Annotated in this window: 13 protein-coding genes; 6 read left to right on the plus strand and 7 right to left on the minus strand. The window is 70.7% G+C overall.

What is annotated here, in order from left to right; genetic code table 11:
* Positions 1-31 precede the first annotated feature (31 nt).
* The 6 genes from IQ210_RS24670 to IQ210_RS24695 all read left to right on the plus strand — a co-directional run bounded on the left by IQ210_RS24670 (position 32) and on the right by IQ210_RS24695 (position 6,296).
* Positions 32-1,243 (plus strand): pyridoxal phosphate-dependent aminotransferase, encoded by a 1,212-nt coding sequence (locus IQ210_RS24670; RefSeq protein ID WP_194081292.1) that lies wholly within the window; start codon positions 32-34, stop codon positions 1,241-1,243.
* 78 nt (positions 1,244-1,321) lie between these two features.
* Positions 1,322-1,717 (plus strand): SCO4983 family protein, encoded by a 396-nt coding sequence (locus IQ210_RS24675; protein ID WP_194081293.1) that lies wholly within the window; start codon positions 1,322-1,324, stop codon positions 1,715-1,717.
* 230 nt (positions 1,718-1,947) lie between these two features.
* Positions 1,948-3,021: a substrate-binding domain-containing protein gene (locus IQ210_RS24680; protein ID WP_194081294.1), complete on the plus strand. Its 1,074-nt coding sequence runs from the start codon at positions 1,948-1,950 to the stop codon at positions 3,019-3,021.
* Complete coding sequence (locus IQ210_RS24685) at positions 3,018-4,187, plus strand: toxic anion resistance protein (RefSeq protein ID WP_194081295.1); 1,170 nt, start codon at positions 3,018-3,020, stop codon at positions 4,185-4,187. The genes IQ210_RS24680 and IQ210_RS24685 overlap by 4 nt, the downstream gene beginning before the upstream one ends.
* A complete protein-coding gene (locus tag IQ210_RS24690; RefSeq protein ID WP_194081296.1) occupies positions 4,184-5,710 on the plus strand; it encodes a substrate-binding and vWA domain-containing protein in 1,527 nt (508 codons plus the stop codon). Before IQ210_RS24685 ends, IQ210_RS24690 begins: the two co-directional genes overlap by 4 nt.
* A complete protein-coding gene (locus IQ210_RS24695) occupies positions 5,697-6,296 on the plus strand; it encodes a hypothetical protein (RefSeq protein WP_194081297.1) in 600 nt (199 codons plus the stop codon). The genes IQ210_RS24690 and IQ210_RS24695 overlap by 14 nt, the downstream gene beginning before the upstream one ends.
* A gap of 2 nt (positions 6,297-6,298) precedes the next feature.
* On the opposite strand, the gene IQ210_RS24700 is transcribed toward IQ210_RS24695, so the two are convergent.
* The 7 genes from IQ210_RS24700 to IQ210_RS24730 form a co-directional block, all read right to left on the minus strand.
* Positions 6,299-7,468 (minus strand): hypothetical protein, encoded by a 1,170-nt coding sequence (locus IQ210_RS24700; RefSeq protein WP_194081298.1) that lies wholly within the window; start codon positions 7,466-7,468, stop codon positions 6,299-6,301.
* Complete coding sequence (locus tag IQ210_RS24705) at positions 7,465-8,262, minus strand: PP2C family serine/threonine-protein phosphatase (RefSeq protein WP_194081299.1); 798 nt, start codon at positions 8,260-8,262, stop codon at positions 7,465-7,467. Before IQ210_RS24705 ends, IQ210_RS24700 begins: the two co-directional genes overlap by 4 nt.
* Before the next feature lie 3 nt (positions 8,263-8,265).
* On the minus strand, positions 8,266-9,027 hold the full coding sequence (locus IQ210_RS24710; RefSeq protein WP_194081300.1) for a vWA domain-containing protein: 762 nt from the start codon (positions 9,025-9,027) through the stop codon (positions 8,266-8,268).
* Between the two features lie 26 nt (positions 9,028-9,053).
* Positions 9,054-9,983: a hypothetical protein gene (locus tag IQ210_RS24715; RefSeq protein WP_194081301.1), complete on the minus strand. Its 930-nt coding sequence runs from the start codon at positions 9,981-9,983 to the stop codon at positions 9,054-9,056.
* 127 nt (positions 9,984-10,110) lie between these two features.
* A complete protein-coding gene (locus IQ210_RS24720) occupies positions 10,111-10,566 on the minus strand; it encodes a hypothetical protein (RefSeq protein WP_194081302.1) in 456 nt (151 codons plus the stop codon).
* Positions 10,553-11,509 (minus strand): serine/threonine-protein kinase, encoded by a 957-nt coding sequence (locus IQ210_RS24725; RefSeq protein WP_322656662.1) that lies wholly within the window; start codon positions 11,507-11,509, stop codon positions 10,553-10,555. Before IQ210_RS24725 ends, IQ210_RS24720 begins: the two co-directional genes overlap by 14 nt.
* Positions 11,510-11,796: 287 nt before the next feature.
* A complete protein-coding gene (locus tag IQ210_RS24730; RefSeq protein ID WP_194081304.1) occupies positions 11,797-13,620 on the minus strand; it encodes a phosphoenolpyruvate carboxykinase (GTP) in 1,824 nt (607 codons plus the stop codon).
* Positions 13,621-13,761 lie beyond the last annotated feature (141 nt).

A 13,761-nucleotide genomic window follows, 5' to 3' on the forward strand; every position in this document is an offset into this window, starting at 1 on the left:
TGGGTCGTTACCGGGCCGTAAGCTCCCTGACATGCAGGTGATCCAGTCGACCAAGCTCGCCAACGTCTGTTACGAGATCCGGGGCCCGGTTCTCGAGGAGGCCATGCGGCTTGAGGCGGCGGGTCACCGCATCCTCAAGCTGAACACCGGCAACCCGGCCGCCTTCGGGTTCGACTGCCCGCCGGAGATCCTCGAGGACATCCTGCGGAACGTGTCGTCGGCCCATGGCTACGGCGACGCGAAGGGCCTGCTGGCCGCGCGCCGGGCCGTGGTGATGCACAACCAGACCCTCGGCATCGAGACCGACGTCGAGCACGTCTTCATCGGCAACGGCGTCTCCGAGCTGATCGTGATGGCGATGCAGGCGCTGCTGGATGACGGCGACGAGGTGCTCGTGCCGTCCCCGGACTATCCCCTGTGGACCGCCGCCGTGTCCCTGTCCGGCGGTACGGCCGTGCACTACCGGTGCGACGAGCAGTCCGACTGGATGCCGGACCTCGCGGACGTGGAGCGGAAGGTCACCGACCGCACCAAGGCGATCGTCATCATCAACCCCAACAACCCGACCGGGGCGGTGTACGACGAGGCCATGATCCGCGGGCTGACGGACATCGCGCGCCGCCACAACCTGCTGGTCTGCTCCGACGAGATCTACGACAAGATCCTCTACGACGACGCGGTGCACATCCCGACCGCATCCGTCGCGCCCGACCTGCTGACCCTCACCTTCAACGGCATGTCGAAGGCGTACCGGGTGGCCGGGTACCGGGTGGGCTGGATGTCCATCTCCGGCCCGCGCGCGCACGCCGACTCCTACATCGAGGGCCTGACCATCCTCGCCAACATGCGGCTGTGCGCGAACATGCCGGGGCAGCACGGGGTCGTGGCCGCGCTCAGTGGGCGGCAGACCATCGAGGATCTGGTGCTGCCCGGTGGGCGGCTGCGGGAGCAGCGGGACGTGGCGTACGAGCTGCTGACGCAGATCCCGGGGGTGAGCTGCGTGAAGCCCAAGGGGGCGCTGTATCTCTTCCCGCGCCTCGACCCCAACGTCTTCAAGATCAAGGACGACCGGCAGCTGGTCCTGGACCTGCTGCGGCGCGAGAAGATCATGGTCGTGCAGGGGACCGGGTTCAACTGGAGCGAGCCCGATCACTTCCGGGTGGTGACACTGCCGACGGCGCGTGATCTGCGGGATGCGGTGACGCGGATCGGGAACTTCCTGGACGGTTACAGCCAGCCGTAGGTTCAGTTTCGCGATCGCAGCCAACTTTAGAATGAATCTAAGCTAGGATGGTTTCCTGACAGCACAGGAGGCCATCCCATGTACGAACCGATCCGCACCAAGTCGGTCCACAGCACGATGGCCGGCACCACCACCGACTTCCCGCACCGCAGCCGTGAGGAGGAGCTGGACATCCAGCTCGCCGGGCATCTGTCGGCGTTGCTCGCGGTGACGGACGAGCTGCGTTCGCTTGAGCCGTCCACGGACCTGGACACCGCCGCGGAGCGGCTCGCCGAGCAGGTGACGCGGTTGCGGGGCGGCGGTACGCCGGTCCGGGCGGTGGCCTCGGGCGCGGGGGACGTCGCAGCTCTGCATGAGCGGGCGCACGCCCTTGCGGGGCGGGCGCTGGTGGTTGCCGCATCGCGCGCCGACACAGCGGTGGCGATCCTCGCCGCCGAGCGTATGGACGCCCACGCATTGAGCAGCGTCGGCTGACACCCAGAAACGGCCCCGGTCCGCGTGCACCCGCAGCGACGCGCGGACCGGGAGCCACAGATTTGCTGCTCGCCGTAGGGGTTCATGCCGGTTCGCGGGTGCCGGTTCGTTGTGGCTTGTCGCGCAGTTCCCCGCGCCCCTGAGCGGCGTTGCAGTACCGGAGACGGTAGGACACCGTCCGTTCATCCTGCGCGCCGGGGAATGTTTTGTTCCGCGAGCACTCTCCCCCTGTGAGACGAATCATCGGAATCGTCCTCGCGATCCTGCTGGTCGGTGGCGTGGTGGTGGCCGTCGTCGCAGGGCGCACTGATGGGGACGCGGGCACGGCAACGAAGACCGTGCAAGGTGTGATCGGGTCGGAGAAGGCGGAGTTCTTCGCCGATCCCGATGTGGTGAAGGCCCTCGCCGCCAAGGGCTACACCGTGAAGGCCGAGACCTCCGGGTCCTGGGCCATGGAGGGGCTGGACCTCAAGGGGTACGACTTCGCCCTTCCCTCCAGTCAGGCGCCGGCCGTCGAGCTCGCCGAGAAGTACAAGGTACGGGGGACCCTCCCCCGCCCCTTCTACTCGCCCCTCGTCGTCGTGGCGCACCGAAGCGCCGCCGAGGTGCTCGCGGGCAACGGGCTGGCCACGCTGGACGGGAAGAGCCGCGGCACCCTGGACATGGGCGCGTATCTCGACGCGGCCCGCGCCGGGCGGACCTGGCAGCAGCTCAAGGGGGCCGGGAAGTACGGGGAGTTGAGCGGCACGCTCTACATCTCCAGCACCGACCCGGAGTCCTCCAACTCCGGCGCCCTCTATCTCGCCGCCACCTCCTACGTCGCCAACGGCGGCAAGGTGGTCGCGAGCGACGCCGACGTCGCGCGCACCGCGCCGCTGCTGAAGAAGCTCGTCAGCGTCCAGGGCACCCAGCAGACCAGCACCGACGCCTCGTTCCGGGACTTCGTGAGCGGGGTCGGCAACCCGCTGGTCCTGGTGTACGAGTCGCAGGTCGCCTCGCTTCTGTCGGGCGGGCAGCAGCCCGGTGACCTGGTCGTCCTCTACCCGGACACCACGGTCAACAGCGACCACACCGTCGTACCGCTCACGGAAGACGGGCGGGCGCTCGCCGAACTCCTGTCCAGCGACCCGGAGTTGCGCAAGCTGCTGGTCCGGCACGGGTTCCGGCCGCAGGGGGCGGCCACCGCGTTCGGCTCGGCCGACGCTCATCTCAAGCAGGAACTGACCGGCGTCCGCCAGGCTCCCGTGCCCACCTCCGCGGTGCTGCACGAGCTGGCCCGCCGCGCTACGGGGGACGACAAGTGACCGACATCGACAACGACTTCGTGCTGACGCCGCCCGACGCCGTCGCCGCCGTGCCGCGGGAGCGGGCCGGCGGGCTGGTGCCCGTCGAGGACTCCGTCCGTACGGGGATGGCACAGAAGGCCGCCGACTATGTGGCCGGGCTCGCGGCGCTCGACGCCCGCTCCCCCGAGTTCGCGGGGAAGGTCGGCGAGATCACCGGACTGGGCGCCGGGGACATGCGCAACGCCGCCGCGCAGTCCAACCGGATGCTGGAACGGACCGTGCGCAGCCTGCCCGACAAGGGCGGGGACGCACAGGCCCAGGTCGCCGGTTCGCTCGTCGAACTGCGGCGGGTGGTCGAGGACCTGGACCCGCGTGACCTGGCTGTCGCCAAGGGGCGGAAGTTCCTCTCCCGGCTGCCGGGTGGCAACAAGGTGCGGGACTACGTGGCCAAGTACGCATCGGCGCAAGGGACGTTGAACCGGATCGTGGGTGCGCTGCGCGGCGGGCAGGACGAACTGCGGCGGGACAACGCGGCGTTGCAGACCGAGAGGGTGCGGCTGTGGGAGACCATGGGCAAGCTCCAGGAGTACGTCGTGCTGACCGAGGCCCTGGACACGGCCGTCGAGCAGCACATCGACGGGGTCGCCGACCCGCAGCAGGCTGACAGCCTGCGGGCCGACGTGCTCTTCCCGGTCCGGCAGAAGCACCAGGACCTGCTGACCCAGCTGGCGGTGTGCGCGCAGGGCTACCTCGCGATGGACGTCGTACGCCGCAACAACGAGGAGCTGATCAAGGGCGTCGACCGGGCCGCGACCACGACCGTGTCGGCGCTGCGGATCTCCGTGATGCTGGCCTCCGCGCTCGACAACCAGAAGAAGGTCATCGAGCAGGTCAACGCGTTGCGCGGGACGACCGAGGACCTCATCCGGGGCAACGCCGAGATGCTCGCCACGCAGAGCGGGGAGATCCAGCGGATCGCCGCCGACCCGGCCGTGGGCGCGGAGACCCTGCGGTCGGCGTTCCAGCAGATCTATCGCACCCTCGACGCCATCGACACCTACAAGGTGCAGGCGACCGAGGTGATGGCGTCGACGGTTGAGTCCCTGACGTCCGAACTCCAGCACGCCACGGCGTACTTGGAGCGCAGCCGGTCCCAGGGTGCGCTGGAAGGGGGCCTCGGATGAGACGAGCACTGATGTGCGCCCTCACCGCCGTCGCCCTGCTCGCCGGCTGCACCGCCGGTGAGGAGAAGGGCGGAGGGTCGGACCCCGACGCGCTGCACATCCTCGCCTCCAGCGAACTGAGCGACATGGAGCCGATCCTGGAGCGGGTCGGCGCGGACCTCGGCGTCCCCGTGGAGCTGTCCTACGCGGGCACCCTGGACGCCGTCGACCGGCTCGCGAAGGGCAAGGCGGACGGGCGGTTCGACGCGGTGTGGCTGTCCTCCAACGACTATCTGCGGCTGCGCCCCGAGGCGGCCCGGAAGATCGTGTCCGAGACCACCGTCATGGCCAGCCCGGTCGCCCTCGGCGTCAAGCCCGCCACCCTGCGCGACCTGGGCTGGAAGCCCGAGGACGTGACCTGGGCGCAGGTCGAGAAGGCCGTCGCGGACGGCAGGCTGACCTACGGCATGACGGACCCGTCCCGCTCCAACTCCGGCTTCTCGACGCTGATCTCGGTCGCCTCGGCCCTCTCCGGCGCCCAGTCCGCGCTCACCGACGCGGACATCGCCGAGGCCGGCCCGCGGCTGAAGGAGTTCTTCCGGGGCCAGAAGCTGACCTCCGGGTCGTCGGGCTGGCTGGCGACGGCCTACAAGCGGCGCGGCAACGTCGACGCGCTCCTCAACTACGAATCCGTCCTCAAGGGCATCCCGGGCCTGACCGTGATCCGCCCCCGCGACGGCGTCGTCACCGCCGACTACCCGCTCTCCACGCTCGCCTCGGCCGACGCCACGGACCGTGACACCGTGCGGCGCCTGGGCGAGGCCCTGCGCAGCCCGGAGGTCCAGCGCGAGATCACCGAGCGCACCCACCGCCGCCCGGTCGTCGCCGGGGTGGCGCCCGCGGCCGGGCTCGACACCACCCGGCGGCGCGAACTGCCCTTCCCCGGCAGCCGTTCGGTGGCCGACGGGCTGCTCGACTCGTACGAGAACGAACTGCGCCGCCCCTCGCGGACCGTGTACGTCCTGGACACCTCGGGCTCCATGGAGGGCGAGCGCCTGGACGGCCTGAAGGCGGCGCTCACCGACCTCACCGGGGACTTCCGGGAACGCGAGGAGGTGACGCTGATGCCGTTCGGGTCGGACGTGAAGAGCGTACGGACCCATGTGGTGGACCCCGCCGACCCGAAGTCCGGGCTCGACGCGATCAAGAAGGACACCGCGGGTCTCGAAGCCGACGGGGACACCGCCATCTACACCTCGCTGGAGAAGGCGTACGACCGGCTGGGCGCCGACGAGGACACGTTCACGTCGATCGTGCTGATGACGGACGGCGAGAACACGGCCGGGGCGGACGCCGGCGAGTTCGACGACTTCTACGAGCGACTCGACGGCACCGCACGGCAGATCCCCGTCTTCCCCATCCTCTTCGGCGACTCCGACCGGTCCGAGCTGGAGCACATCGCCGACCTGACCGGCGGCCGCCTCTTCGACGCCCAACAGGGCTCGCTGGACGGCGCCTTCGAGGAGATCCGTGGCTATCAGTAGGTATCTGGAGTCCCGCAAGAACATCGCGGGCAGCGCGTGCGGGCTGGTGGGAGTGGCGCTCACGCTGGCCGGGGTGGCGGGACCGTACTGGCCGGTCGTCGTCGCGGGGCTGTACGGCGCGGGCGCCCTCGTCGCCCCGCCGGAGCGGCCCGCGCTGCCGGAGTTCCCGGACGCCTCGGCCCAACTGGACGCGCTGCGCGGTGACTTCGAGAAGCTGTGCGGCTATCTGGCGGAGGTCGAGCTGCCCCCGGCCGCCGCCGGGCGCCTCACCGAACTGACCGAGCTGCTCACCGCGTTGCTGGACCCCGGCTGGGCCACCGAGCTGCTGGCCCAGGACCCGGAGGGCGTGCACACGCTCTCGCGGGCCGTACGGCAGGACGTTCCCGAGGCCGTCGACACCTTCGTACGCACAAGGTGGTGGACCCGTCTCGCGCCGGGGCAGGAGGCGCCGGAACGCCATCTGGAGCGGCAGTTGACGCTGCTCCAGGAGGAGGCCGAGCGGCTGGCGGGCGCGCTGCGGGAGACCGAGGCGCGGCGGCAGGAGTCGCACACGCGGTATCTGGAGGACCGGGGGCGGGCCGGCTGAGGTCAGCCCAGCCGTCCGGCCACGACCACGATGAACGCCAGCAGCAGCACCAGCGCGCACACCACCTTCAGCGCGCCGAACCGGTGCGCGGCCGGGACGGGCACAGGCGGTGGGGGCGGCGGAGGCGGCACCGGCACCGGGCGGGGGCCGTTGAAGACGTCGTGGCGGGTCCGGGTGACGCGCTCGCACCAGGGGCAGGACGGCAGATGGGCGCCGTACGTGTGCAGCGGGCGGGCCTGGCAGACGCGGATCTGTGAGCGCTCCTGGTCCAGCGCGCGCAGCCATGCCTCCGCCGGGGGCCGGGCGGCGGGCGCGTGGACGCCGGGGCCGAAGGCGGCGCGGGCCAGGGTGAGCAGGCCGGGCGGCAGGACGGAGGGGTCGACGGTGCCGCGCGGGATGACGACGTGCTCGGGGCGGACGACGTAGGAGCAGCTGGCGGCGATGTTGTCCTTGACGGTCGACTCGGAGGTGCTCTCGTGCGGGACGCCGCCGAAGGGGTGGTTGCCTGCGGTGAGGAGCTGGTAGACGAGCACGGCGAGCGCGAAGTCGTCGCTGGCGCGGGTCGCGGGGCTGCCGGACTGCCGTTCGGGGGCGGAGTAGTCGGTGGTGTGCATCAGGCACGGGAACGGCTCGCCGGTGACGGGGTCGGTGAAGGCGATGGAGTCGCAGTCGAGGAAGGTGACGAAGCCGTTGCCGTCGACGACCACGTTGCTGCTGGAGAAGTCGCCGATGACGAGGTCGTCGTGGTGCATGCGGGCGGTCATGAAGGCGAGGTTCCAGGACACGCCGAGCAGGAACCGCCAGTCCGCCTCGGGAAACAGCCTGAGCCGCTGGGCGCGGGTGAACAGGCCGACCAGCTGGACGTGTTCGGGCTCGCCGAAGCGGTGCATGGCATAGCCGAGGAACGCGCCCTCGGGGCTGCGGGCGAGCGCGGTCGGCCAGGCCAGTTCGGGCGGCTGGGACCGGTCGGTGGGGCGGGCGGCGAGCGGCGACATGGTGAGCATGCGGGCCAGCCGGCGTTCCTGGTCGGGTCCCGGCGGGTCGCGGTAGAGCTTGACGACGGTGCCGTGGTCGCCCTCCACGGGGAAGACGGCCGCCTGGCCGCCGCCCTTGAGCGGGGCCTCGGCGAGCACGACCGGTTTCCCGTCCAGGTGGACGACGCGGCCGCTCATCGCCGCGTCCTGCGCACGGCCCGCAGCAGGGTCTTGTCGTCGGCGTTCAGCGCGGTCAGCCGGTCCGACCTGAGGAGGGCGGCCAGGTTGTCGTGGGCGGCCTCGGAGACCGGTCCGGGGGTGTCGAGGGAGCGGAAGACGGCGTCGACGAAGGAGGCGTTCGGGGTGGTCGCGCCGCCGCCGGAGCGGGAGAGCGCGGCCTGCGCGAGCCCGTCGGTGGACAGCAGTACGCCGTCGATGCCCGGGTCGGCGACACAGTCGGTGTGCACCCAGCGGGCGGCGTCCGGGGAGGTGAGGAAGACGGTCTCGTTGCTGTACTCGCCGGCCGCCACCGGCTGCGGCAGCAGATGGAACTGCCGTTCACCGTCCTCGCTGCCCGCCCGCAGCACGACGAAGCCGTCGCCGACGCTGAGGTGACCGAGCCAGTCCGGGGCCAGCACGACCACGGTGAGGGTGGTGGCGAAGTCCGCGGCCGAGGCGCCCGTGGTCTCCAGGAACACCTTGGTGACCTCGCGGTAGGCGTCCACGAGCAGCGCGTGCACGGCCTCGCCGGGCGGACTCGGGGCCTGCGCGGCGGCCCGTCGTACGAAGTGCTCGGCGGCCAGTTCCACCGCGAGCCGCGAACCCTCGTCGGAGCGCGGCCGGCTGCCCGCGCCGTCCGCGACGGCGAGCACGGCGACCGGGCCCGCGTCGGTGTGCGCGCACGCGTCCTGACAGGGGAGCCCGTCCCGGCGGTGCCGGTAGCCCTCGACGCTCATGCCGTGGATGCGCCAGCCGGCCCGGTCCGCGGCCATCGCCTAGCTCTCCCAGGCCGGGCGCTGGGTCTTGAACTGGCTGAAGATCTTCTCGAAGACCTCGTCGCCCGCGCCCTTCTGCTCGGCGTTGGCGCTCGCGGACATCATCTGGAGCAGCTCGCGGAACGGGAAGCCCTGGATGGTGGCGTTGAACTTCGGGGCGAACGCGCGCAGGACCTGCTCGCCGAAGTCGGTGATGCCGCCGACGCCGATCGCGTACAGCCGGAAGCGGCGGGCGTTCTGCTCCTCGGCGAGGACGGGGACCAGCCGGTGCCAGGCGTCGGTGCGGTGGCCGGTGGCGTCGGTGGGGATGCCGTCGGTGACCAGGCAGATCTGCGGCCGGTAGTACTGCAGGCCGGAGGCGCGCAGCTCGGCCTTGCGGGCCGCGACGATCTGCATCGACAGCTCCAGGGCCTCGGTCATGAGCGTCACGCCGGCGGCGGCTAGCTGCGGCGGCCGGAACATGTGCGCGGGCACGAACGGGCTCACCGGGGTCCCGGGCGCGAGCGGCTGCGGCCCGCGCCAGGCGGCCACACCCTGCCCACCGAAGGTGACGACCGCGACCTCGACGCTGTAGCTGAGCGAGACGTCGTCGTGCAGCTCCCGGGTCCACTCCACGAGGGCGTTGTTGAGCGTCTGGATCGGCGGCCCCGCCATGGAACTGGAGGTGTCGAGACACAGCACGAGCGGCAGCCGCTGAGCGTTGTTCTCGAACTCGATGTCGGCGTACTCCGCCGGCAGGGTGGGCGGGTATTCGCTGGACATGGGCTTCTCCTGGTGGCGCGGATGCGTCAGGCCGGGCCGGTTGGTTGGGGTGGGTAGGCGTGGAGGAGGTCGGTGTCCCGGGGGTGGGTGACGTCGACCTTGGCGCCGGGGGCGGGTGGGGGGCGGCTCGGGTCCGCCCAGGTCGCGCGGTAGAGGACGCGGTCGAGTTCGACGTAGCCCTGCGGGTGCAGGTCGGTGCGGACGACCGCGGTGCTCGTCGGGCCCGTCGGCCTGCGGGCGTGGCGGGGTGCCGCGGCCCTGACGCGTACCGTCGGCTCGTCGGCCGAGCGGTGGTGGCCGGTGCCCGCGCCGGCGAGCGCCGGCTGAGGCGTGGACGAGCGGCGGACGGCGAGGACGAAACCGGCCAGGAGCAGGGCGAGCAGGGCGGTCATGCCGATCAGGAGCCAGTCCTTGAGGCCGAGGCCCGAGTCGTCCTGCGCCGCCAGGGAGTACTCGGTCTGCGGCAGCGCGGCGATGCCCTCGAAGCCGATCAGGTCGCGGCCGGTCAGATAGCCGGGCCCGCCGGCCTTCGGGCCGACCACCGCGCACAGATCCCCGGGGCGCGGGCTGCACGCGCCCGCGTTCCTCAGCTCCGTGACCTGCGTCTGGGTCAGCCGGGTGACGTGGGCGTCGGGGTGGACGAGCCGGTGGCCGGCCAGCACCAGCAGGGCCGTACCGCCCTGGTCGGTCGTGGCCCCGGCGGGGACGCGCACTTCGAGGTTGTGGCGGTGCTTCAGCACGGTCGCGGCGACGGCTGCGCGGTCGGCCTGGTCACCGTTGAACGCGAGCTTGCGGTCCAGGGTGACGGCGACCGTGTGGTCCCCCATCCCCTGGGCCCAGCAGCGCAGCCGTTGCGCGAAGGTCCCCTCGCACGAGTCGGCGGCGCTCGCGGGAACCGCGGCCGCCGGAACGCCGAGACAACCCAGCAGCAGAACGAGACAGAGAAAACGCCTCATGGGCACCCCCTGTGACCCACCGGCCACATCCCCCGTGGCCCGACAAAGGCCCTGGCCCATAGTGGAGGCAACCATCGCCTGTCCGAAAGGGGTTGAGGCCAATTGAAAGACCTCACACCCTTCCCTTCTACAACTGGAACACCTGATGACAACGGGTGAACATCTGCCGCGCCCGTTCCACCCAATCACTGGCCAAAGCATCGAAGTCCGCTTGGGCGATACGGCAGGTCAGAGGCAGATCGCACACCCCAGCGAGACAGGGTCGAGGGCCTCGAACATCCCACACGGACAACATGGGATTCAGTTGTTCGGTATTCCATGCGTTCGACGCCGCTGCCGCGACGGCGAGTTGGTCATGGCGCAGGAAATTCCCGTCGGTGACAAAGGCGACCAGCAGCCGTTTCGTGGTCATGAATCTGACCGTCAGCAGGCGACCGGTTTCCTCGATATCGCATTGCAGGGACACGGAATCGGTGTCGGTGACGATGTGCAGATTCCGGCCCGCCGCCCAGTTCCGCACCAACTGCCGCCAGTACGTGCCGATCTCATGGGCGGGGCCGGTCGAGTGCTCAGGCGGTACCACGGTCCACCGCCCGGGCGACCATCGCGTCGGTGAGCCCGGCGTCCAGCAGGGCCTGGGCGTGCAGCATCAGACAGGACGGCACCGAGACGCTCGTACCGGCCTTGCGGCGGGCGTTCAGCTCGCTCACCCGGACCTCGATGGTGCGCCGCACCTTGGGAGGCGGCCAGGACGGTGACTGCGGGGCCTCGTCGAGGAGTTCGGCCAGCAGCTCCGCCAGCCGGGGCCGGTCCGCGGGCCGTTTGGCGAGGCAGTGCGCGATCAACGGCCGCATGGTCTGCGGTACGCCGTCGAGGTCGGGGTCGCCGAAGACGACCTGGTAGCGGACGGCCTCCCCCATGCCGTGCGGCGGATGCCCGGAGAGGGCGTACACCAGCACCCCGCCGAGGGAGAACACATCGCTCTCCGGCCCGGCCTGGGCGCCCTTCATCTGCTCCGGCGACATGAACGGCGGGGTGCCCACGACGAGTCCGACCCGGGTCAGGCCGGGCGCCCCGGCGACCCGGGAGATGCCGAAGTCGATGACGCGCGGCCCGTCGGAGGCCAGCAGCACGTTGGACGGCTTGAGGTCCCGGTGCACGACCCCGGCCGCGTGCACGGCCTGCAAGGCCTCCACGAGGAACGCGCCGAGCCGGCGCCCCTGGTTCTCGGGGAGGGGTCCGTCCGTGCGGACGGCTTCCGCGAGGGACGGGCCGGGCACGTACATCGTGGCCAGCCAGGGCAGTTCGGCCTCGGTGTCGGCGTCGATGACCGCAGCGGTGTAGGCGCCGCTGACGACGCGGGCGGCCGCGACCTCGCGCGCGAAGCGTTCCCGGAACTCGGACTCCGCCGCCAGCTCGGGGCGCACCACCTTCACCGCCACCTCACGCCCGGCGGGCGAGCGCCCGAGATACACCCAGCCCATGCCGCCGGAGCCGAGCCGCCCGACGATACGGTACGGCCCCACCTTCAAAGGGTCGCTGACCGGTGTGCGCACCCCGCTCACCTCATTTCGGGGTTCGTTGCAGGATGTCCCGAGTGTCCCGCGAAATCCCCGCCCGCACAGAGGTGATGACCGAAAAAGACGAAGGCCTGTCGTTGTGTTCCCATCGGGGCGGACGGGGTCACAACGACAGGCCCATGGCTCCGCACGCCGTTGTACGGAACCTCGTCGGTTCACACCGCGGCCGGCCGTGACGATCGCTGGTCAGGGCACATCCCCAACCGGCCGCGGAGCCTTGTGTCCTGCGGGCTCTAGCCCAGGCGCTGCACCAGTGCCCGGTACTCGTCCCACAGTTCCTTCGGGGTGTGCTCGCCGAAGGTGTTGAGGTGCTCGGGGACCAGCGCGGCCTCCTCGCGCCAGACCTCCTTGTCGACGGTGAGCAGGAAGTCGAGGTCCTTGTCGTCGAGTTCGAGGCCGTCGGTGTCCAGCGCGGCCTTCGTCGGCAGGATGCCGATCGGGGTCTCGACGCCCTCGGCCTTGCCGTCGAGACGCTCCACGATCCACTTCAGGACGCGGCTGTTCTCGCCGAAGCCGGGCCAGACGAACTTGCCCTCGTCGTTCTTGCGGAACCAGTTGACGTAGTAGATCTTCGGGAGCTTCGTGGCGTCCTTGTCCTTGGCCACGTCGACCCAGTGGCCCATGTAGTCGCCCATGTTGTAGCCGCAGAACGGCAGCATGGCGAACGGGTCGCGGCGCAGCTCGCCGACCTTGCCCTCGGCGGCGGCGGTCTTCTCGGAGGCCACGTTGGCGCCGAGGAAGACGCCGTGGTTCCAGTCGAAGGACTCCGTCACCAGCGGCACGGCCGAGGCGCGGCGGCCACCGAAGAGGATCGCCGAGATCGGCACGCCCTTCGGGTCCTCCCACTCGGGCGCGATGATCGGGCACTGCGCGGCGGGGGTGGTGAAGCGGGCGTTGGGGTGGGCGGCCGGGGTCTCGGACGCCGGCGTCCAGTCGTTGCCCTTCCAGTCGGTGAGGTGGGCCGGGGTCTCCTCCGTCATGCCCTCCCACCAGATGTCGCCGTCGTCGGTCAACGCCACGTTGGTGAAGACCGAGTTGCCCCACAGCGTCTTCATCGCGTTGGCGTTGGTGTGCTCACCGGTGCCGGGCGCGACGCCGAAGAAGCCGGCCTCGGGGTTGATGGCGTACAGGCGGCCGTCCTCACCGAAGCGCATCCAGGCGATGTCGTCGCCGATCGTCTCGACGGTCCAGCCGGAGATCGTGGGCTCCAGCATGGCGAGGTTGGTCTTGCCGCAGGCGGACGGGAAGGCGGCGGCCACGTACTTCGACTCGCCCTGCGGGGGCGTCAGTTTGAGGATCAGCATGTGCTCGGCCAGCCAGCCCTCGTCGCGCGCCATGACGGAGGCGATGCGCAGGGCGTAGCACTTCTTGCCGAGCAGGGCGTTGCCGCCGTAGCCGGAGCCGTAGGACCAGATCTCGCGGCTCTCGGGGAAGTGCGAGATGTACTTGGTGGAGTTGCACGGCCAGGGGACGTCCGCCTCGCCCTCCGCGAGGGGCGCGCCGAGGGTGTGGACGGCCTTGACGAAGAAGCCGTCCGAGCCGAGTTCGTCGAGGACCGGCTGCCCCATGCGGGTCATGGTGCGCATGGAGACGGCGACGTACGCCGAGTCGGTGATCTCGACGCCGATCGCGGAGAGGTCCGAGCCGAGGGGGCCCATGCAGAACGGGACGACGTACATCGTCCGGCCCTTCATGGAGCCGCGGAAGACGCCCTTCTCGCCGGCGAAGATCTCCCGCATCTCCGCGGGGGCCTTCCAGTGGTTGGTCGGGCCCGCGTCCTCCTCCTTCTCGGAGCAGATGAAGGTGCGGTCCTCGACGCGCGCGACGTCGGTCGGGTCGGAGGCCGCGTAGTAGGAGTTGGGGCGCTTGATCGGGTCGAGCTTCTTGAAGGTGCCCTTCGCGACGAGCTCCTCGCACAGGCGCTCGTACTCGGCCTCGGATCCGTCACACCAGACCACGTTGTCCGGCTGGGTCAGTTCGGCGATCTCGTTCACCCACGAGATCAGTTCCTGGTGCTTGGTGGGGATGACGGGGGGAGCCGCGATGTCGCGCGCCACGATTGCTCCTAAATGAGGGATTTTTTGTTGGAGGCCCCGTGGGGGCTGCGACCCGGATGCGTCCAGCGCCTCTCGGTGGTGACCTAGGCGCTCATCCGGTGCCGACCGCACTCATCTGATCATCCGTCCCGAGTGCCCATC

Origin of the sequence: Streptomyces justiciae, assembly GCF_015163075.1 — a bacterium.
Taxonomy (GTDB): domain Bacteria; phylum Actinomycetota; class Actinomycetes; order Streptomycetales; family Streptomycetaceae; genus Streptomyces; species Streptomyces justiciae.

Excerpts from the sequence above, each read along its gene's own strand:
- IQ210_RS24670 (WP_194081292.1), top strand. The coding sequence starts at position 32 with ATGCAGGTGATCCAGTCGACCAAGCTCGCCAACGTCTGTTACGAGATC.
- IQ210_RS24675 (WP_194081293.1), top strand. The coding sequence starts at position 1,322 with ATGTACGAACCGATCCGCACCAAGTCGGTCCACAGCACGATGGCCGGC.
- IQ210_RS24690 (WP_194081296.1), top strand. The coding sequence starts at position 4,184 with ATGAGACGAGCACTGATGTGCGCCCTCACCGCCGTCGCCCTGCTCGCC.
- IQ210_RS24700 (WP_194081298.1), bottom strand. The coding sequence starts at position 7,468 with ATGAGCGGCCGCGTCGTCCACCTGGACGGGAAACCGGTCGTGCTCGCC.
- IQ210_RS24705 (WP_194081299.1), bottom strand. The coding sequence starts at position 8,262 with ATGGCCGCGGACCGGGCCGGCTGGCGCATCCACGGCATGAGCGTCGAG.
- IQ210_RS24710 (WP_194081300.1), bottom strand. The coding sequence starts at position 9,027 with ATGTCCAGCGAATACCCGCCCACCCTGCCGGCGGAGTACGCCGACATC.
- IQ210_RS24715 (WP_194081301.1), bottom strand. The coding sequence starts at position 9,983 with ATGAGGCGTTTTCTCTGTCTCGTTCTGCTGCTGGGTTGTCTCGGCGTT.